The organism is Chitinophaga sp. OAE865, from assembly GCF_040546735.1.
Taxonomy (GTDB): domain Bacteria; phylum Bacteroidota; class Bacteroidia; order Chitinophagales; family Chitinophagaceae; genus Chitinophaga; species Chitinophaga polysaccharea_A.
The window spans coordinates 6231841-6253272 of sequence record NZ_JBEPOF010000001.1; the positions used below are offsets into that span (position 1 = coordinate 6231841).

The following is a 21432-nucleotide window of genomic DNA, read 5'->3' on the forward strand; positions in this document are numbered from 1 at the left end:
TCTTAATATAGCTGTTTGATGGTAATGGGAATGGAAATGGTATAATCCAGGGTACCGAGAGCGCCGTCGTTCCGGTCCATTGTAATGGCGCCGGTAATAACGTTGTCTTTTAGTGTGCCCGTGAGGGTTACATAACAGAAAGGGCGGCCGCTGGTCCAGGTGTATTTAATATTCACGCTATTGCCTGTGATACCTCCACTTGCATACGTATATACGTGCTGGTTAACAGGAATTACCGGCGTTGGGGAACAGGAAGGATTGATCTTCGTTTCTTTCTGATAGATGAAGATCTTTGAGCTGATGATGGAACTGGTTGATCTCTTCAGTTTGATATCCACAAAAGCATCGAAATATTCACCATTCAGCACACAGTAAATTCCTCCGCCGTAGCTGAACTGGAAAAGCTTACTGGTTCCCAGCATGTAATTGGTGGTTTCTGTCTGGTTGTTTCCCGTTTGTTCTTTCGGGCTGGGCGGCGCATCCACCGGAGCGTGGTCAATATCCATTTCACTGGCATTGGCCGCATCGGTGCCCACCATAGCTGCTGCTATACCTCCCGCAATACAGGCTGGCAAACTGATAGTACAACCAAGTGCGGATACGCCCAGCACTACCATGTCAATTAGTTTGACGGCTCCCTGTGTAGTGATCACCTGCGACATCCACGGATCAGGACTTGTAGCACCGGCCTGAAGCAATAATATGAGCAAGCCTCCATTTAACGAAGAATAACTTACTTTAGACTCGAGCTTACCGGAAGGATTATCTACCACAAAGCTGTACAATAACTTCGAGTCGTTATTGGAAAAATTATAATCAAATACCCTGATGGCGGTCTTATTGGTTTCATCGTAGTGGAAGCTCACCAGCCCGTTCATTTTAATGCCGGCAACACTTACAAAGCAATACTTTGGCCGCTGCAACTGGTCCAGCACAACGCTTACCGTTGTGTCGCCTGCCGTTTTCCTGAGCACCATTTGCCCGATCTTTTCAGGTGCGCCCTTGCTGTTAAAGTTACCATAGTAGTATATGCGGTAATTGTTATCTGCACTGGTGTAAATTCCTTGTAATTCATTGCTCTTATTAGCCAGGGAAGTGTTGCTGATCACTTCCAGTTTGCCCTGATCTTTGGGTGGTTCGGTAGATGACTTTTTACAGGTTACCGTAACATAGGCAAGGAATAACACAACGCCAACAATTTTGGTTTGATGGTATTTCATACGTAAATGGTTTATCCCGATGGGGTACCCCAAAGTTCAAGACCTGCAGCCATTTAAAAAATACCCACTAGTGGGTAATTAGCCAAACACCTGGTAGTACATCAGTTCAGCGTTATTCTCACATCGTAATTTGTAGATGATATTCTTTCGGTGGGTTTTAGCAGTATTCAGCGTGATAGTATATTTGTCGGCAATTTCCTGGTTACTGTAATGCTTTGTGATCAGTGATAAAATTTCTTTTTCCCGCTTGCTGAGAGCTGCATACAAGTGCATTTTCTCTACCAGGAATGCCCTGTTTTCAAACATCCGCCTGAACTCATGCAGGTAATCCGGCAACAGATCTATAGATACATCCAGAATGATCCGGGCCCGGTTATCTTCACAGTTCTTATCCACCTGCATGTTTACATCGTCAGGATGATGTTGTGGCAGGGTCATACACTGCATGGCCTGGTTGATATGTGAAAAGTACCTGGGGCGGTAACTCAAAGGATCGTTTTTGGAATAGATCTCCATCACAGATACCAGTGCAAATACATCAGGCGATACCACATGGCCTACGTTGAACTCCATACCGGTATCGCTGGCGGGCTTGTCGAGGAAGCCATATACCCACCGCTGCAAATCCGGGGGGATAACGAAATGGAAGTCCGACGAATCCCAAAGTATACCGGATGGGAATATGCGCTCAAAAACTTCCTTAAAGAGGGAGATCCCACGCATAAAATCTTCCGTACTTTGACATTGCACAAACCGGTTATGCATCAGGTCTTCTTTTTCATTATAACTCACCCAAAGGAGCTCGTTGTTTTGGAGAATCGCAGACATACCTTTTATAGATTTCGCTTGAAATAACAGTTTGCTGAACAGGGATAATTATTTATTCCGGGCGTATGGGGCGCTGTCTGTCTTACTGGTATTTCACAGGCAATGGGACCAGGGATAAACAAATATAAGGAATTTTACTGATTCTGCATTTTGCATCAATGTCATTTAAGGAAGATTACATTGCCGGCATATCCAGCCTCCTTATCTTCTTCGCAAAGCGCTCATTAAGCGCGGCCCACACTGCGGCATGTTCCGGCTTGTTATAACGCTGCTGTGCATAGGCATATGTCGTGGCCGACAGGTGCCAGTTAAATATATTCTCCAGGTACCTGATATCATCTCCCATTACCCGCTCCAGCACTTTATGTTTGGATACACCCGACTGCTGGCAGTACCTGTCAAGCCAGGCACCACGACCGGACTTCACGTACAGCACCAGCATATCTTCGGTCATAAAAGCAACAGGCACATGTTCCATCTGCCAGTCATTTTCTTTAATCACGGTGCATAGCAACGCATGTTCATAAAACTGTTCGGGTATATCCAGCCGTAATACAGCGCCGTGCCGTGCGGCAATATAGCACAGCTCCCGTGTGATCAGTTCCGGGGGCAGGTAACGCAGGGCTTTCCCATCGCGCTCAGCGGCGGCAGTAGCCAGCTCCATAGTGATGGAATCCGGCGGAAAATATTGCAGCGCCCCTATATTGTAGCTCATGGCTTCATAACAAAGGTTGGTGGTACGCATCTCCATGGGCACCCGCTTCAGGTCGCGCCAGTTACGGCGTACTTTATTGCGCCAGTATTCGGGTGTTCTTTCCCGGGGCTGCAGTACACTTTCCCCGGCGGCCAGGTCGCGGCGGATTTCTTCAAAGCTGGTGGTCATGGGATTGCTGAGCAACGCCCGCAGGTTTTCCGAAATCACCTGATCACCATCTTCATCCTCACTGCATTCGTTGGCTTTGGGGCTTTCAGGGTCGTTGTCGTTATAATAAAACCGGCTGATCTCTTTCCGGCAGGGCATCAGGTGATAATCATCCACAATCATCACGGGCGTCGTAATAGTACGGTCGCATTGCATCCAGCCGTGGTTGTAATGCAGCATGATCACTTCCTCCACCCGGATATCCCCTTCCACCCTCACGGGGGATCCGCCGATGAGCAGGTTGCGGCAGCTGAGGTTCCCGTTTACGTACAATGCCGGGCCATAATCACCCGTTTCGTTTAGCACGTTACCGTCAACGGTCAGGTGACCGATCACTATAAATCCCGACATGGGCCGGCCATCGGGCATTTGGTCAAGTTCCTCTGCTTTGAGTATTAAGTCGCCCTCCAGGTGCAGGTCGCCTTTATACACATAAAAATAGCCTTCTGTTCCTATGATATCCATGAAAGCATCTTCACTTTCAAGAATTTTTATCTGTACCTGGTGTTGATTCATCGCCTGCGGAGAGGGCACAATCTGAAATTCTTTAAGCATAGCGCTAAGATCGTATAAATATGATTACTATATTTGTGCTAATCCGAAGATCTCTTATAAAGTCCAGATTATCGATTCCTGATTAAATAGGTTGTTATATTTATGTCCACGTCTGAAGGATCACCTGCTTTTTTAGCCGACGGTGATAGAGATTTATTTAACGATTTATACAAACGGTATTGGGAGAAATTGTTCATTGTTGCCAATAAGCACCTGAAAGATGCTGTGGCAGCAGAAGACGTGGTGCACGACGTATTTTTAAGTTTGTGGAATAACAGGAAGAAAGTGGAAATAGGACAGTTCGAAAACTACCTTGTAACGGCTGTTAAATACCAGGTGCTCACCCAGATCAGGAAAAAGGCTTACGCCCGGAAATATACCAGGGATGCGGCCATGGACAAACATGCTGAACTGACGCCCGAAATCAGCGATGCGGTACATAACAGGAAAATACTGGAGCTTGTATATAAGGAAATAGACCAGCTGCCGGAAAAATGCAGGCTCATTTTTCAATATAGCCGGGAAGAAGGCATGAGCTCAAAGGAGATCGCCCAAACACTGAACATCAGCAAAAAAACGGTAGACAACCAGATCCACAAAGCCCTGGAACGTTTAAAATTCAGGCTGAAACATATGCTTTTTTCATTTTTAGGATAAATAAAAAACGCCGGTACATCTGCAAATGTACCAGCGTTTTTATTTGTTTTTACCAGCCGAAATTCTGCACCAGCTTACCACCTCCCTTATCTATTTCTGATTGGGGGATTGGCATGAGATAGTGCCGCTTTGTAAACACACGGCGTTGTATGGCGGTGAGTTTGTAGAACACAGCAACACCGGCTTCTTCGCTACCCGGATCAAAACCCGTGGCCTGTAGTTCGCCTGAAGACGGCCGTGCGTTCATACCATGCACATCCCCGTTATCTACATTTTCAGCAATCAGCCAGCGGCGCACATCCCAGAAGCGTTTCCCTTCAAAAGCAAATTCCACACGCCATTCATTCTGGATCCGTTTCCGCATTCCCGCTTTTGTATTATCATTTGTGCCGCTCACCGGTAATGCCGGCATCGATACGCGGGCCCTTACTTTATTGATAGCATCGTACACATCCTGGCTGGGAGCGTCCAGGTATTCATTCATGGCTTCAGCATAAATAAGATAAATTTCGGCCAGCCGTATTACCGGGAAATTCCGGTTACCGTTTCCTCCTCCTCTCAGGTTTACACCCGGATCGCACCATTTCCTCCAGTTATACCCGGTTTCGCAGTTGGTACCCGATTTGGGCCACCCGTCGGATGCCCCGCCATTGTTTCCAAAATAGGCATATTTCAACGGGCGCCTGTGGTTAGTGGAATCCCAGAAGGTATATTGAAAGTTGATGCTTGCATAGAAACGGGGATCCCTGTTTTTGTACATATTGGAAACGTTTTTCGCCTGCCGGTACGCTTTCCCGTCCCACAGCGGCCCGTCCCAGAAGCCATCTTTGGTATAACCTGAATTCACGTCTGTGATTGGCAGCCCGTTATTCATTTCATACGCATCCACCATTTCCTGGAATACGCTGAATTTGCCATTCCCCCCGGCGGATTGTGCATCCTGGCCATTCGGCTGCATCGTTTGATCCAGGTCCCTCGTGGAGCCTATCAAATAAGGTAAAATAGTTTCCTTATACTCCCGGGAGTAGAACAGGCGGGCGTAGTTATCTATTGGATTCGACGGATTAGGGTTGTTTAACGCATATACATTCATGTCCAATACCGCCCTGGCGGCATCGGCAGCCTTCTTCCATTTCTCCTTGTCATAAGTTTGCGGAAAGAGCTGTGCACCGTCTGTATTTTTTACACCAGCGTACATGGTGTTCCCGTTAAACAAAGGGCTGGCTGCGTATACCAGCGTAATGGCTTTTAATGCCATCGCTGCGCCACGGGTAATACGGCCGGTTTCCCCGGGGTTATCTGTATAATCTATGGGCAACACCGGCGCTGCCTGGTCAAGCTCCGCTATGATATAATTCACCACTTCGTCAACCGGCTTCCTCGTATTCAGAGCTTCAGGAATGCTTTCACTTACATCTGTAACATCATCGCCCAACAACGGAATTGCTCCATAGGACCTGAGCAGTTCAAAATATAATTTAGCTCTCAGGAAACGAACTTCCGCTTTATACTGGGGGATCCGGCTGCTGTAGTAATCAACCCTGTCCTGTGGAATAGGGGTTTTATCTATATTTCTCAGGAATATATTGGCTCTCCGTATAAACTGGTAAGCCCATCCCCAATTGTCCAGCGAGTTATCCGTAGGCCCCCATGCACCGGAGTTAAATTTCTGCTCCGGCACATTTTCCCAGTGATTTTTGCACTCATCTGTACAGGCGCCCAACACGGTATTATAGTAAATGTTGGTGGTGCTTGTGTTTAACGACGTATACATATTGGCCCAGGCCCGTTCCGCCGTATTTATATTATCGTAAATGTCTTTTTCTGTAACAATTTCCTTGGGAACAACATCCAGATACTTCTTACAGGATATGGCTGTTATCCAGAGAAATATGAGTCCGTGGAATAATATTTTACGTATCATTTGTTGTTGATTTTAATTTATTCAGATGATCAGTGCCTGAAAAGTATAATTGCCCGATCGCGTTGATATTATTAAAATGAAAAGGTTAATCCCGCATTGACCACCCGCTGCTGGGGATAAGTGCCTGTACCCTCATTGGATATTTCCGGATCAAAAATTTTCAGCTTATCCCAGGTGATGAGGTTGATACCATTTACAAAGATCCTCGCATTACTGAACCCTATCTTACTAAGCCAGTACCGGGGAATATTATATCCTATCTCCACTGTTTTTAAGCGCAGGTAATTACTGGAGTAGATCCAGAACGTGGAATTCTGCTGGTTATTGGTATTGTCCTGCGACGACAGGCGCGGATATTTATAGTCTCCATCGGGATTGGAAGCTACCCAGTGATTATCTTTGACTTCCGCCAGCACACCGGCAAATCTTGAAAAAGGAAAGATACCGGATCCATTCACCAACAGTGAGCCGCCATAAGCGCCCTGGAATAATACGCTCACATCAAAGCCGGCGTAGTGGTAGGAAAGACTTACGCCCAAAATAGAAGTAGGCTGGTTACGTTTTCCGGGCAGGTAACCGGCATCAAGGGAGTTAATGATACCATCGCCGTTAATATCCTTGTACTTGATATCGCCGGGCTGAACAGTTCCAAATACGGATTGTGAAGGGCTTTTTGCAATATCATCATTGCTTTTGAAGAAGCCGATGGCCGTATAACCATATATGGATCCCACTTCGCTGCCGGCCCTGGCCTGCCATTCCCTGCCTTTATATTCCGGTTGTGCATAATAGGCAATTTTGTTTGTTGCATAGGAATAGTTAACACGAACAGCATAGCCCTGTTTCCTGAATTCGTGCCGGTGCTCAACAGACAGATCGATACCCTGCTTATTCACAATGGCGGCATTCAAGGCAGGTTGGTTCATGAGCCCTACCGTGGCCGGCACCAGTTCGGAGTTAATAAGAATATCCTTTCGTCTCTCCCTGAAATATTCTACGGTCATATTCAATCCTCCATTCCATAATCCCAGGTCCAGTCCTACGTCGGTTTTATAGCCTTTCTCCCAGGTGAGATTGGGATTGGGAATCCGCTGCTCATAGGCGCCACCATAGCCTGTGCCATCGCGGTTCACCCCAAACTGGTACCCCCCATCATTGGGATTCCACTGGCTCAGGTAAGAGAACCTGCCGGATGGCAAAGCATAGGTTCCGGTGATGCCATAAGAGCCTCTTATCTTCACCTGGTCTACAAACGACAAGCCCGGGGCAGAGCGGATAAATTGTTCCTTTGCTATGTCCCAGCCTGCGGAAACAGCGGGAAAAAAACCGAAGCGTTTACCGGCAGGAAAGTTTTCAGCGCCGTTATAAGCACCGGAGAACTGTATGGTGTAGCGGTTATCATAGTTATACATCACTCTTCCTACAACGCCCTGGTTCTTGTAAGGCAGCCCCGGAATGGCATTGCCTATTCCACCGCCTACACCGTCAAAAAAGGAGGATTGGGTATAAAGCACCATGGCCTGTATAGTATGCCTGCCGAAAGTATTATCATAGTTCAAGTATGTTTCCAGCGTTGTGCGCCTGTTGCTGTTTGCATTCACATCATAGCCCAGGGTACCATCGCCGTTTTCAATTACCTGGTAGGTACCACTTTTTGCCAGGTCAGTAACCGTGTCTGCAACTACACCAGGCAATAACTTATAAAGGAAGGTGCGCCTGGAAAGGCCCCGTTTCATATTTCGATAACTGGTGTTATCAAATGAGAGTCTTACTCTTGAGCTCAGTCCTTTAAGGAAATAATGCATGTCCCATTTAAAGCCTGCGGTAGACTGAAGGTTCGTTTCAAAATTCCGTTGGTAACCGGATTGGGTTAACTGCACATATGGAGAGGCCGGCACCGTATTAAACGCAGCAGGACTGCCATCCGGATTGGTGATCGGGTACCACCAGGCGGGTGCTGATTTAATGGCGTTAAAAATATCGCTCGCATTGGCGCCCGGGTAGTTCCTGTCGCGCACAATGGCTCCCAGTCCCAGTTCCATGCTAAGGTCTTTTGAAATCTGCAGGTCTATATTGGAGCGGAAATTATACTTGTTAGTGATAGCCTGCATGTTGTACCCTTCAATCTGATCTTCATACCTGTACAACCCGTTTTGCCTTAAATACCCCATGGATACAAAGTACTTGGCGAATTCATTACCACCTGTAACATTAATATTACCCTGTTGCATCATGGAATAAGGCTTCAGCATGGCATCCATCCAGTTTACATTGGGATAGATGTATTGGTAAGCAGGCTTGCTCCTGTCGCGGTAATATTTTAAAACAGAATCCGTGTACTGTATGGCCACCGGCAGCCCGTCATTGATCAACCCTTCGCGGTACATGGTGAGCCCGTCGTACGAGTCGGCATACTCCGGCAGCCTGGTAGGGCTTTGCCATCCGTTTTGTAAGGTCACATTGATACGGGGTTTGGAGGTGGCGCCTCTTTTGGTGGTAACCAGTATTACGCCGTTGGCGCCGTTGATACCGTAAATGGCCGTAGAACCCGCATCTTTCAGGATACTGATGTCTGCCACTTCGTTTGGATCAATATCGCTGAAGGAGCGCTGAATACCATCTACCAGGATAATGGGACTGTTGTTGCCCGTGGTGCTCAATCCCCTGATAAACAGGTTAGATCCATCGGCTCCCGGCTCTCCGCTGTTTTGCACGGTAATGAGACCCGGTAACCTGCCGGCCAGCGCATTGCTGATATTGGCAACAGGGCTTTGTCTTAGTTCCCTTGGGCCGATAGAGGCTATGGAACCGGTGAGGTACTTTCTTTTTTGCGTACCATATCCTACCACCACTACTTCTTCAATACTTTTTGCATTCAGTTGCAACACTACATCAATGGGAAAGCGGGTGCTATTGAGCACACTGATCTCCTGGGAAATATAGGTGGCATAACTGATCACTAATGTAGCACCGGCATCAGGCACCTTTATAGAAAACTTGCCGGCATTGTTGGTGATAGTGGAGGTTTGTGTGCCTTTGATCACTACAGTGGCCCCCACCAGCGGCTCGCCGATATTGTTGTAAACGGTTCCTGTTGCCTGGAGATACTGGCCCTGCCCGGCTTCCGCCCTGGGACCAGGTTTTCCCCTGACCACAATTGTGTTGTACTTTAATTCATAAACAAATGGCTGGCTTTTGAATACCTGCAACAGTATTTCTTCCAGCGGTTTATTTATTTCGTTAATAGTTACCGGTACTGCTTTTTTAAGCAGGTCGTCCTGGTACACAAACGCATAACCGGTTTGTGTTTTGATCTTTTCAAATATGGCCGGCAGCGACATGTTCACCCCTTTTATTGTCACTGTTTGCGCCATGGTGCTGGCATTCACCTGGAAGGTGGCAACAAGAATAAAACAAGCAATTAACTTCATGGGTAGAAAAAACGAGGCATGGAAGGGCCGCAGATATTTAAATCTGCCCCAAATGGGAATAAGATTCATTATCTTTATAATGTTTGGGTGATAAATGGTTGTAAAGCGAAATTGTTACAGGCTGTTTGGACCCAAATATTCTCATCCGGAAGTGTGACCGCACTTCCGGATTTATTTTGGATCTGCATGTACGCGGAATTTTATGTACTGTTCATTGGCATTAAATTCTTATTTGGTTGATACGATAATTTTATTTCCTTCCAGTTGGTAATGTACGGCGCCAGTGGCTTCCAGGATATCCAGCATCTGGCCCACTTCACTTTTCCTGGAAAAAACGCCTGACAGGTAAATATTATCCATATTCCCCCTGTACTCTATTGAAACATCATACCATCGTGCAATTTGCCGCATGATACCTTTAATATCCAGCCGGTTAAACCGGAACTCTCCGTTTTTCCAGGCAAGCGCCCGCTCTATATCGGCTTTGGCAACTTTAAATTTCAGTTTGTTTTTTCCAGTATCGACTGTAAGCCCGGCGACAGCGAAGCACTGCCTGCTGAATAAGCAGTTTCTACTTTTCCTTCCAGTAATGTTGTTTCAATGGATGCTTCGTCGTTATAAGCCATCACGTTGAACTTTGTTCCAAGTACTTTTACCTTCATGGCATTGGGCAGGCCGGTGTTATGTACCGAAACCGTAAACGGCACCTTATTGCCCTGTTCTGAAAGCACGGTGGCTACTTCAAAATATCCTTCTCCGGATAATTCCACTTCCCTGCTACCCGCATTAAATACTACCGGGTACCGGAGAGACGATGCCGCATTGAGCCAGACCTTTGTTCCGTCAGACAATGTAACACAGTATTGCCCGCTCCTGGGTGTAATAATGGTATTATAAGCTACCGATGATGATTCCGGCTGTTGCCTGGTTGGCACATATGCCACTTCCCCGTCTTCGGACTTTATGATCTGTATCCCGCTTTTACTGTCGATGGTCCCATCGGCAGTACTATCCAGTGCTATTTCTTTTCCATTTGCCAGGATGAGTATTGCTTTGTTATTTCCGGCTCCTCCCTTTTTTACAGGAGTTGTGGCAGCAAGTACCGGTTTACGGGAGAACATGCCGCTTCTCTGGGCCAGGAAGAAGATTCCGACGCCTAAAACAATCGCCGCTGCAGCAGAGAATTTCAGCACCCTGAAGCGCTTTTCTTTCTGTTCCTTTATGGTCAGGTCTATACTTTTATCCAGGCGGTTATGTATTCTTTTACCTATTTGCTCTCTCAGGGCTGCCAGCGTCTCATCAGGGATATCCTCCTGTGCATCGACGGAATAGAACCAGTCGTTTACCAACCTGGTTTCCTCCTCGCTGGCTTCTCCGCGCAGGTATTTTTCTATAACGTGAATGGGTAAGTTCATAATAATAGAAGTATACTGAACAGGAGATTATACCCATCGGAAATAAAAAAAAAGTGCAGATATTTCTAATTATTTAGAATTCAGTTAATTATAACAGTGCGTTCATTTGCGCTTTTATCCTCGAAGCCTGGAAAGCAAGCCATATCCGGCGTGCCATGGCATATCATTTATCAAATATTGTTGTAAGTTTGGAGAAGTATCCAATACCCTGGTTATGTCCCAAAACCTTTACCAATCTGACACCTTTTCTGTCGAATACATTGCTTCGCTCAAAACACTCAAGGGCACTTTTTTTGAATGCCGGTCGTCCAACGACTATACCAGCGCTATGAGAGCATTCAAGGAAGTATATTACAAAGTAAAACCTGCACGTACCCTTTGGGATAATTCAAAGTTCAGCTATATCATCAGCCCGGAAGAAAGAAAATGGACAGACGAGTTTTTAAATGCCCCTGCCATGCAGCTGGGCATTACCAAAAAAACAGCGATCATAGTAAGCGGGCATGCCCTGGCCATGTTGTCGATCCTTGATATTTTTGAAGAAGGAGAAGCCCCGGTAAGACCTGGCTTCTTCGCCTATGAGCAGCAGGCCCTGGAGTGGATCAACCAAAAAGTTGTGCAAACGCCTCCCCCGCAAAAAGGGGGTGATCCGGTCATCACTTTGCAGCAACATATGGCAACGGGAAGGGCAAACATTACGCTTGACATTGAAATGAGCCAGCTGCCGGAATACCTGAAATGCCTGAAACATGTACTGAAGCATCATAAGTTTTTTGAGGAACATTATGTCCGTTTCTCCTCGCTGTCCTTCCAGGAGAAGAAAATACTCGGCCTGATCCTCAAGGGGCTGCTGAATAAAGCCATAGGGAATGAGTTATATATTTCCGAGGATACGGTAAAAACACACCGCAGGAATATACTTCGTAAACTGGAATGTCATACAATGACCGACCTGGTGAGGTATTCTATATTTTTATAAGGGTGTAAATTACCCCGGCTACCTCCTGTGGGTATTTGCTGACAAAGAACCTGGTAAAATTCCGGGTTCAGGTAAGGCTTCTTCTCTTCCGGTATGGCATCCACTATCCCTGGATGGTGGATGCCGGATACTTTATATACGCTTCCGAAGAAAGCAGGTAAACAGACAACAGCATAATAGCGGAGGCGGCGAACTAAGTCGACCTGCAATAACAGCTATCACTTATCAGCTACTTTATACGCTTCAACTAACAACGCGCTGTGTAAAGGTAATGACCGGATCACGTATTCATCTTTAAAATTACCCAGCTTCCTGCCTGTCCATTTGTTCACTAACCGGTAAGTGCCTTTGGGCAATTTAATACGGCGTTCTGCAGCCTGCTCTCCCCAGTTGAAAACCGCGAATACCAATTGGTCGGGCAATACGATGGTTCCCACTTCGAATGCTTCGTTTTCAAACCTTGCTGCCTTTCCTGTTGGAGGAATCAGCTTCTTTAATATCTCAAGCCGTGCCGGCGTAATTTTTGTAAGATCGTCGCCACTCAGCAACATTCCCCCGGAAGCATATACGGTGGCTGCATGAAACAGGTATTCATTTTCAGTTGGCCCTGCCGGTCTCTCCTGTGCATTTACGCTGTTGCCTGCCTGGTCCATGATATCGGTGGCTCCCCCGTTTGTTAATAAAATGCAGTCGGGATCATTCCACCATAACCTACCATTTTGCCAGCTCCTGAGCAAATTTTCCCGGCCAATATTCCTGAACGCTTCCCATTTCCGCCATATGTCCATTGAGCTGCGGGAACCGTGAATCAAGCCCAGGGAAGCCCATACAGGATGATTGCAGCCAAGTACAAATGCATCTCCTGCACCTTTCAGTATCGCTTTCATCCCTTGGCGATAGGCTTCAATCCTGGTAGCATTTTTATCGTAGTGTACGCCCCCATGGATAGCTCCCCAGTAATTGGCGTCCAACTTGAAATAAGTACAGCCCCATTCCTTTCTCATCCTGCTGAAAAGTTCCGTAAAAAAAGCCTGCACCTGCGGATGCGTACCGTCAAGTACATACCATGGGCCCAGGCGCCAGCCGCCAAAGCCAATTTTATCAGAGCGCAAGGGCAATCCCTGCTCATCTTTAACAAACCAGTCGGGGTGATTTTTAAACAACTGTGATTCAGGGCTGGCCACAAACGGAGCTACCCATATGGCAGGCTCCAGTCCTTTATGCTTTATTTCATTCAGCACATTTTGCACATCGCCGCCAAATGCGTTTCCTTTGCTCATCCAATCACCCATCCAGGGCTGATACCCGTCATCAATCTGGATATATTTGAGTTGCGGCAGGTGACCGGCAATCCAGTCTGTATTATCAGCCACATTCTTTGCGGTTACATTAGGCCCGAAACAATACCAGGAACACCAGCCCATTGGTACCGGTTCATGTTTCAAACGCGGGTGATGTTTAGCAATGGCTGCGGTTAGCTTATCATACAGCCCTTCGCGGTCTGATCCTGATATGGCCATAAACTCTTCCAGGTTCCAGGTTTCCCCGGGTTGCAATACAAGGTTCTCACAATCCAGGGATATACGTATACGCCTGCCATCAAAAGAAAACCTGGATATAAACCTGTTGCAGGAAGTGGTAGCCAGTAGCACCCGGTCGTTCTGCTGCAGTTGCAGGGTAAGCATACCATAGGTGGTACGCATGTTTTCGGGCTCGGGAATTTTATAATGATCCCTGTCTGTATAGGTCCCCAGGTCTGCCGGCTTGTCCAGGGTACCTCCTGTCTGGGCAAGTTTCTGAAATCCCTCTCCATAAATACCGGTATTGCCGGGCAGGCCATGCTGGAAATCGAACAGGATAATTTCCCGGATGCCGACAGGCTTCCCGGAATTATTACGGACTGACATGGTACAGATTTCCCGGCTCCATGTCCGCTGCAATGAAACCCCGTTATCCGCCGGCGTACCGGCAGCGGTGATAACTTTGGCTGGCGACTGTTTCAAATTTTTTATAAACACCTCTCCCGGCGAATAGGGTATGCCCAATAACTGGCCCGGGGCAACGATGATAGTAAGCAGTAATATCAAAAATATTCTTCCCTTACGCATATATTAATTTTTCCTGCCCTTGAGCGCGGGCAGGGTTAATAAATTTAATAAATCCCCGGCGTCTTCCTTCCTATAGTGTTATCATTCCGCCACTACCCAGGTGCTGCCGTTTGCCGGAATAGTGATACTGATCATTGCCTCCCTGCCGGAGTTTAATGTAACCGGGATGGGCGCTGCACCTTCTATACTGATCTTTGCGTTGTTTTTCAAACCTGCATAGTACAAAGGCAACCTGATGGTACGGGTAACAGGCTGGCTGAGCGGGTTGAAGAACATAGCAAACGCCTTTTGTTTCAATTGCGGGTCTGCATGCATAAAGCCATCCCAATCCCTGCCGGTAGGCCGCTGTAAGTGAATAATATCCGCATTCAGGATATCGCGGTACTTTTTATAGTGCGCAATTTCTTTCGTCACCAGCGCTTTTGTAGCTTCGGTATCATAGAGGCGGTTCCCGCGGTAACAGGCCTGTATACCGGCGCCATAGTTTTGCTTCATATGTGCCTCATAGGCATCCAGGTGTTCGGAAAGCGGCTCCAGCGTGGCGGCAGCGCCTCCCCCGTGATATTCCACCAAAGGTACAAAGGTCCAGTTCATACTGGGAATCCTGGTCCAGGTACCATCGTAATTATTCTGCCTTCCCAATATTATTTGCTGCGCGCGGGGCAAAGACCAGTTCACTTCTTTATACCCAACAGATACCTTGTTACTTCCTGATAAAAAGTAAAAATCAGGAAGGTTCATGTAAATGCCTTTCTTTGCCAAGGATGCGTAGAAATTGATACTTTGCTTCCATTGATTCCATTGGGAATCGCCGTACCCATGGTGCCCGGGATGATTTTCAGAGGCACAGAAATCGCCGGGATACGGCCCGTCGTGCTCCAGCAGGTCAAACCCGGTTGCTTCAAAAAATTTGTTCAGCTTCTCCAGGTAAGCAATGCCCCATTTGCTGCCAAGACAAGGCGCTGTTCCGAATATGGTACCTCCTGGTTTTCCGGTTTTAATATTGATAACATCATTTTCCGCATCTATGCTGCGACTCGAAAACAATGAGTATCCGCCTATCTGTATGCCTTTGGAATGCGCGTAAGCGGCAAGGGACCTGAATTTCTCCAGGTTGGCGGCACTGGTATCCTCCATATGCAACCCGCTTCCGAAACTCAGGATGATCATTTCATAACCGGTGGCCTTACATTGATCAACGGCCTGTTTTACTACTTCTGGTTTGGTAGAGGTAAGATGTAAAAAAATCGGGTTTTCAGTTGACCAGGGTGCTAATGTGCGATACATTTTCCGTTGACTAAGCCCGTTCCTTTCCCTGTCGGTACCATCAAGCGCCAGTAAATAGGTACGGAAAGTTTCCATTGCCTGGCCGGGCTGCAGCACCTGCTCCGGTCCCTTCTCCGGCATACTCTTCACTACGCAGGGCATAGATACGTTATAATCTGCCTGGGAAGTATAGGTTTTATCTGTTTGCCAGAAAATGGACTGGTCCGAGCCTTCGTAGGTAAAACCACCAAACGCATAATCATTTTCCAGATGAAAATTCGGTTTCATCCATTCCTGTTTTCCTATAGGTGAATTTGACGGTTCAATGTAGGCGATTATTTCGGAGGCAAAATGATTCACCTGCACTTTTTTATTTCCCTTGTTTTTTATCTCCACCCATTTTGAGATCAGCGGTATGTTATCATAAATTTCGTAGTGAACTTCCACGAAAACATCTTTCAGCTCAGGGTGCTCATAATAACAGGTAAGCTCTTTGCCACTGGCTTTCCATTGTGTACTGGCCAGCCACCGCTTACTGGTCCACTGAATTTTCGGCTTAAGCTCACTTACTGTAAAGTTTTTGAATAAAAAGGAATGGGGAATAACATCCATTTTATCGAGCCAGTCCGGCAACAAGTAGGCCTGGTCCACCTGACCGGTTAGGCCGCCCACCGGGTAATTTACACTGTCTATCATCACATCTGCTTCCGGTTTTACCGCACGCAGATATTCTTCACCTGTCACCAGGTTCCTTATACTGGTGGTAGCTATATTGGCGCTTACATAAAAAGTTCTGCTTACCAGGCCATTGCTCAGTATAATCTGGTGATCACCTATCCTGGAAACCGACGCTTTCTGCGCAGGTTTTTGAATCAGCCAGTCGGTTGCAGCTACTGAAAATGTGAAAGCGGGTAACGACAACAACCGGGCAGATAATTCTTTACTGATGCCGGCCCCGCTCTTTTGGGCTGCCGGTGAAAAAATTTCCTGTTTAATATCGCCGTTATTTAACTCTGAAAGAGGAAATTGTTGCTGTGCAGTAAAATACAGACTGCTCCAAAGGAGGGAAGCTGATAAACCTAATAAATATCTTTTCATACGTAGTCCTGTAATTTGAATAAGAACCGGTTAAGTCCGCAGGTACAGGACTTAACCGGTCATTTCTCTCCTGTTATAACAATGGATCAAAGGTGCCGCCATCCCATCCTTTGGTTTGCTGCAGGTTGGGATTTTTCTGGAGATGCTCCAGGGGAATGGCATAGAAATAATATTCGTCTTTATAATTAATCTCATTGTTCGGGTCCAGCATCTTAGGCGTTTCACTAAAATAGCTAAAGTAATCGGTAGCCAGGTTAATAGTTCCGGTGGCATATGCTGCAAAAAAATCTGCCGCTTTACCGCCGAACTTGATCAGCCTGATATCAAGACCGGTACGTTTCTTCCCGTTTAATACAGACGCGTACAACCGCCGTCTTCTCAGATCCTGATCGCGTTTACCTTCAAAAGCCAGTTCCAGTCTTCTTTCCAGGAGAATAGCCGCTCTCATTTCCGCTTTCGTCATGCCTGGTTTTAATCCATGGTTACCGTCTGTTCCGGCATCAATGCCCGCTCTTTTCCGGATGGCGTTCAGCATATCATATCCCACCTGTACATTACCAACTTCGTTAGCAGCTTCCGCATAATTCAGCATTACTTCAGCCATTCTTATTTCTATCCAATCGGTTCCGCTATGCTCGGCATCGAATGGTTTATATCCCTCAAAAATTGTTTTCCGGGTATAAAAACCGGAGAAAGTTCCGCTGATGGCTTCTCCCCCGCTGAATGTCCATTGGATACGGCCTGTTTTTCCTGAAAGCGCCCAGGGATCACCATTATGCACAATGGTGGTGGCAAAGCGCGGATCGCGGTTCAGCCAATATGCCTGCGGGTTATATCCCGATCCCTGCGCGGTGACAGGCAACCCGTTCTTCATGGGAAACGCGTTTACCAGTTCCAGTGAAGGCTGATCCCCGCCTGTAAAATTCTGCGACTCTTCCAGTGGCCTTACGGATGCATCATGTGTTTGCGCGCGACCCGGGTAGCTGAAACGGGTTACCATTATTGCTTCTGTATTCGCGTTGCCTTCAACAAACCACAGGTTCCTGAAATCAGGCATCAGTGCATTACCGTATTTAGTCAGCGAGTCCATAGCAGCTTTATTAGCGTTGTAAGCTGTTTGCCATCTTGATTGATCCTGTGCGGGATTGAACTGCTCGGAGGCATAGTGCAGCAATACCCTGCCTTTAAGCGCCAAAGCGGCGCCCCGTGTAGCCCTTCCTGCGTTATCTGTACTCCAGCTGGCAGGTAATAATGCCGCGGCATCGTCCAGGTCTTTTATGATCTGTGTAATACACTCGGATGTTTTATTACGTGTTACATTAAGATTATCTTCCAGGCTCTGCGGGGTAAGGATAATGGGTACGCCCCCGTACCTGCTTACCAGCTGGAAATAAAGCCATGCCCGGAGAAATAATGCCTGCCCTATCAGCGAGTTCTTATCGCTTTCAGTAAATGGCGCTCCCGGAACCTGTTGCAACAGGAGATTTATGCTTCTCACATCTGCATAAGGCCAGTAAGTAATTGAATTAACAGTAAGCTGCCCATATAAGGTACTGCCTCCCCCGGCGCCTTCATCGGAAACATGGTTAGTAGCATCCGGCCAGTTGGGCATTGCATTGAAATATATATTGTTCAGAAACGCGGTGCTCAGGTTCAGGTCCGTCCAGACTTCACTGCCCGGTATAGCCCCCAGGTCCGGCTTATCCAACACCTTTTTACAACCCAGCAAGCCGGAAACCGACAATACCAGGCCTGTGATAAAAACCTGTATTAAATTTTTGCAGCTGAAAAATCTATTCATAGCACTAAAGAATTATGATTTTTATAAAGTAACATTCACTCCTAAAGTATAATTGCGGTTAAGCGGGTAAGACACCAGGCTCTGTGCCTCGGGGTCATATACTTTGATCTTGTTTTTCAGGAGGAACAGGTTGGAACCGTTGAAGTATACTCTCACACTTTTGAATACGGATTTGCCGGAATGAGATAAAGGCACCGCCCAACCCAGGTTCAGGTTCTTTAGACGGATGAATGAAGCATTATCCAGCCAGAAAGTGGAAGCATTTCCCCCTCCTCCTTCATCCACATAAATCGGGTACCTGCCATTGGGATTCTGCGGGCTCCAGTGGTCGCCCCAGAACGCGGCACTACCTGCTTCCTGTGTAAGATATTGTGCGTTGTTAAGTAACGGGCTCCGAACTTTATAGTAATTGCCTGTGCCCTGGATCAGCAGATCTATACTGAAAGATCTCCAGGTAACTCCCAGGGTCAGGTTATAGATAGAGGGCGGCGTGGAATACCTGGCAATAAACTCCTGGTCGTTTGCGTCAATTTTGCCATCCGGTTTATCGGAAGTGGCGCCGCGTATGTCTTTGAAATTAAGCATACCAAGTTTGGGCACTGCGCCGTTAATGGTGTAACCGGCCGGCAATGCGTCAATATCTGCCTGTGTACGGAGAATATCTGTGGCGATATATCCCATTATACCACCTGTTGGCCTGCCAAGCTGATTCTGATAATCCCTGATATTCTGGGCCTGGTTAATACGCACCTGTTTATTTACCGCGTAGCTGTAGTTAATACCTGCATTGAAGGTTAAATGCTTATTGAGGGATTTCCTGTAGTCAACACTTATTTCATACCCTTTGGATTCCATTGCGCCAAAGTTTACCAGGGGATAAGTGGCGCCCCAGGTGGTAGGCACACTGGCGCCAACATCGCCGAGAATGTCTTTCCTTTTGGTCATAAAGCGTGTTGCGGAAATGTTTACACTGTTATTAAACAGGCTGGCATCAAAGCCGATGTCAATTGATTGTTTTTTAGCCCAGGTGATATCCGCATTGGGATATGCTCCCAGTGAAACGCCATTGGAGATACTGCCAAAGATGGCGCCCTGGTTCTTCCGGTAGTATTGCTCCCATTGCAACGTGGTGTTCAGTGATCCGTCGGCGTTCAGGTTAGGTTCTTCACCGGTCATACCAAAGGAGGCCCGGAGTTTAAGATCATTCACAAACCTTACATTATCCTTAAAAAAGGCTTCATCACTGATGCGCCATCCTGCAGATACTGCGGGGAAGAGGGCATACCTGTTACTTGGAATAAAATACCTGGAGCCTTCATACCTGAAAGATCCCTCCACCAGGTATTTTCCTGCATAGTTATAGCTCAAACGGGCAAATGCAGCCAAACGCCCATCGTCAAATTCACTGCCGCCAACACTATAATTCAGCGGATCGCTGCTGGCCAGGCTTAACTGGTCGAGCTGCCGGGAAAGCACAAACTGGTTCCTGGCATTAAACGCGTCGTTGTTGGTTTCGCTCTGCTCGTACATGGCAGTGGCTGAAATATTGTGTTTGCCAAATGATTTATCATAATTGACATAAAAGTTCAACTGGTAAAAGCTGCCTGCATTATAGGTTTCATTGATAGCATTGCCATCGTTCCGTTGCTTTGTACGCGAAAAATCTATCTCATCGCCTATGAGGTGGTTGTTGCTGCCAAACCGGTTGGTGATATAAAGGTTGTAAGGCAGATTGAGCGTTTTCCTGAAATCATGCCTGGTATAGTTGGCAAAGGTAGCTCTCAGCTTTAGCCCGTCTACCAGCGACGACAGGTTATAATTCACATCCACCAATGCCTGGTAATTACTCCATTTCTTACGGTTGTATCCTGTATTACCGTTGATCACTTCTCCCGGATGCCATGCCATCAGCGTTCCAACGGGATAGCTTTTACCATTGTATTCCACGTAATCCGGCGCCATTTTTCCCCTGGACAGTAATCCCTTGTACAGATCGGGCATATCATCGTTATCGTAATCATACTCCCAGTAAGGCTTCTGGTCGTTCCTGATATCCGTAGTGAGATTGAGGCCTATACTAAGATCCCTGGTGATCCTGGCATCTACCTTTGCCCGGATATTATATTTCTGGTAATCTATGTTGTCAAAGGAGCCGGTTCCCTTGTAAAAAGACCCGCTTACGAAATAGTTGATCTTTTCACTCGCACCGGAAATGTTGGCGGTAGTACGGTATTCTGTAGGCCGTTTGTAATACTTCTTCAGCAGGTTTACATCATGCGTTTTCCAGTAGTCCAGTTCATCTTTTGCGTAATACCTGGAATCGGTCTGGTAACCGGTAGGATTTACCTGCTGCAGGATATCATTTGAAAGTACAGCCTCATCATAAGCGCTCAGTGTTTTCGGTTGCACGGTGGGCTCATTAATGCTGTAGCTGGAAATAACATTTATCAGGGGCGGACCGGTGATACCTTTTTTTGTTGTTACCACAATTACCCCATTGGCGCCACGTACGCCGTAGGCAGATGCAGAAGCCCCGTCTTTCAATACGGATATGTTATCAACTTCGGAAGCATCCAGACCGTCAAACGCAAACTGATCGGAGATCACACCGTCAATTACAAATAAAGGAGGCTTGGCGGGGCCAAATCCATCGTAGGCGCGTACACGTATGCTGGATGATCTGCCTGGTTTTCCGCCGGTTTGTGTGATAACAAGGCCAGGCACCCTTCCTGCCATGGTTTGCGACAATGTAGCGGAAGGTACCTCCACTACGTCCTTTCCCTTCATAGAACTTACGCTCTGTAACAGGTTCCGCTTGCTGCTCTTGCCATATCCCAGCACCACTACTTCTCCCAGCTCGGCATTGGTTTTAAGGCTAACAATCAGGGATGATTGCTCTGCCGGTTTTAATACAAAATTATCAATGGTCCAGGTTTTATAACCAATATAGGACACGCTGATCTGGTAGGCCACTCCTGCTTCCAGGTCCGGTATAGTAAACTTTCCGTCCGGGTTGGTAAGCGCAGATTTCTTTTTCTGTACATCACTTTTGAGCGTCACCGTAACAGTGGCCGCAATCAGTGGCGTGCCTGATTCATCCTTTACGATACCGGTTATTTCGGGAGTTTGCGCCTGTAACATAGCGGTGCAGAGTATAAAGGATAAGATGAAGAACAGATTTCTTGTAATTCTTTTTTGCATAGTTTTTTTAGCAATTTTGGTTTTAAG

At 46.9% G+C, this 21432-nt stretch carries 13 protein-coding genes; 2 read left to right on the forward strand and 11 right to left on the reverse strand.

Annotation, left to right across the window (positions count from 1 at the left end; genetic code table 11):
• Window positions 1-2 precede the first annotated feature (2 nt).
• The 3 genes from ABIE50_RS24865 to ABIE50_RS24875 form a co-directional block, all read right to left on the reverse strand.
• Complete coding sequence (locus tag ABIE50_RS24865; RefSeq protein ID WP_209858526.1) at window positions 3-1220, reverse strand: hypothetical protein; 1218 nt, start codon at window positions 1218-1220, stop codon at window positions 3-5.
• Between the two features lie 78 nt (window positions 1221-1298).
• Entirely contained in the window at window positions 1299-2048 is a 750-nt protein-coding gene (locus ABIE50_RS24870) for a helix-turn-helix transcriptional regulator (protein ID WP_209858524.1), read from the reverse strand.
• Window positions 2049-2223: 175 nt separating this feature from the next.
• A complete protein-coding gene (locus tag ABIE50_RS24875; RefSeq protein WP_209858522.1) occupies window positions 2224-3525 on the reverse strand; it encodes a polymer-forming cytoskeletal protein in 1302 nt (433 codons plus the stop codon).
• A 102-nt stretch (window positions 3526-3627) separates the two neighbouring features.
• Between ABIE50_RS24875 and ABIE50_RS24880 the strand changes: the two genes are divergently transcribed.
• Window positions 3628-4182: an RNA polymerase sigma factor gene (locus ABIE50_RS24880; protein ID WP_209858520.1), complete on the forward strand. Its 555-nt coding sequence runs from the start codon at window positions 3628-3630 to the stop codon at window positions 4180-4182.
• A 49-nt stretch (window positions 4183-4231) separates the two neighbouring features.
• Here ABIE50_RS24880 and ABIE50_RS24885 read toward each other — a convergent pair whose 3' ends face one another.
• The 4 genes from ABIE50_RS24885 to ABIE50_RS24900 form a co-directional block, all read right to left on the reverse strand.
• Entirely contained in the window at window positions 4232-6106 is a 1875-nt protein-coding gene (locus ABIE50_RS24885) for a RagB/SusD family nutrient uptake outer membrane protein (protein ID WP_209858518.1), read from the reverse strand.
• Between the two features lie 71 nt (window positions 6107-6177).
• Window positions 6178-9537 (reverse strand): TonB-dependent receptor, encoded by a 3360-nt coding sequence (locus tag ABIE50_RS24890; RefSeq protein ID WP_209858516.1) that lies wholly within the window; start codon window positions 9535-9537, stop codon window positions 6178-6180.
• Between the two features lie 228 nt (window positions 9538-9765).
• Window positions 9766-10128: a FecR domain-containing protein gene (locus ABIE50_RS24895; RefSeq protein WP_354028295.1), complete on the reverse strand. Its 363-nt coding sequence runs from the start codon at window positions 10126-10128 to the stop codon at window positions 9766-9768.
• Entirely contained in the window at window positions 10038-10952 is a 915-nt protein-coding gene (locus ABIE50_RS24900; RefSeq protein WP_209858512.1) for a FecR family protein, read from the reverse strand. Before ABIE50_RS24900 ends, ABIE50_RS24895 begins: the two co-directional genes overlap by 91 nt.
• Before the next feature lie 214 nt (window positions 10953-11166).
• On the opposite strand from ABIE50_RS24900, the gene ABIE50_RS24905 reads away from it, so the two are divergent.
• Complete coding sequence (locus ABIE50_RS24905; protein WP_209858510.1) at window positions 11167-11931, forward strand: response regulator transcription factor; 765 nt, start codon at window positions 11167-11169, stop codon at window positions 11929-11931.
• Window positions 11932-12149: 218 nt separating this feature from the next.
• Here the strand turns inward: ABIE50_RS24905 and ABIE50_RS24910 are convergent, their stop codons facing one another.
• From ABIE50_RS24910 to ABIE50_RS24925, 4 genes are all read right to left on the reverse strand, one after another.
• A complete protein-coding gene (locus ABIE50_RS24910; RefSeq protein WP_209858508.1) occupies window positions 12150-14039 on the reverse strand; it encodes a glycoside hydrolase family 36 protein in 1890 nt (629 codons plus the stop codon).
• Between the two features lie 81 nt (window positions 14040-14120).
• The gene (locus tag ABIE50_RS24915) at window positions 14121-16403 is read right to left on the reverse strand and encodes an alpha-galactosidase (RefSeq protein ID WP_209858506.1); all 2283 of its coding nucleotides are present in this window, start codon (window positions 16401-16403) and stop codon (window positions 14121-14123) included.
• Between the two features lie 73 nt (window positions 16404-16476).
• Entirely contained in the window at window positions 16477-18204 is a 1728-nt protein-coding gene (locus ABIE50_RS24920; protein WP_209858504.1) for a RagB/SusD family nutrient uptake outer membrane protein, read from the reverse strand.
• 21 nt (window positions 18205-18225) lie between these two features.
• Window positions 18226-21405, reverse strand: coding sequence for a SusC/RagA family TonB-linked outer membrane protein (locus ABIE50_RS24925; protein WP_209858496.1), 3180 nt, complete (start codon window positions 21403-21405; stop codon window positions 18226-18228).
• Window positions 21406-21432 lie beyond the last annotated feature (27 nt).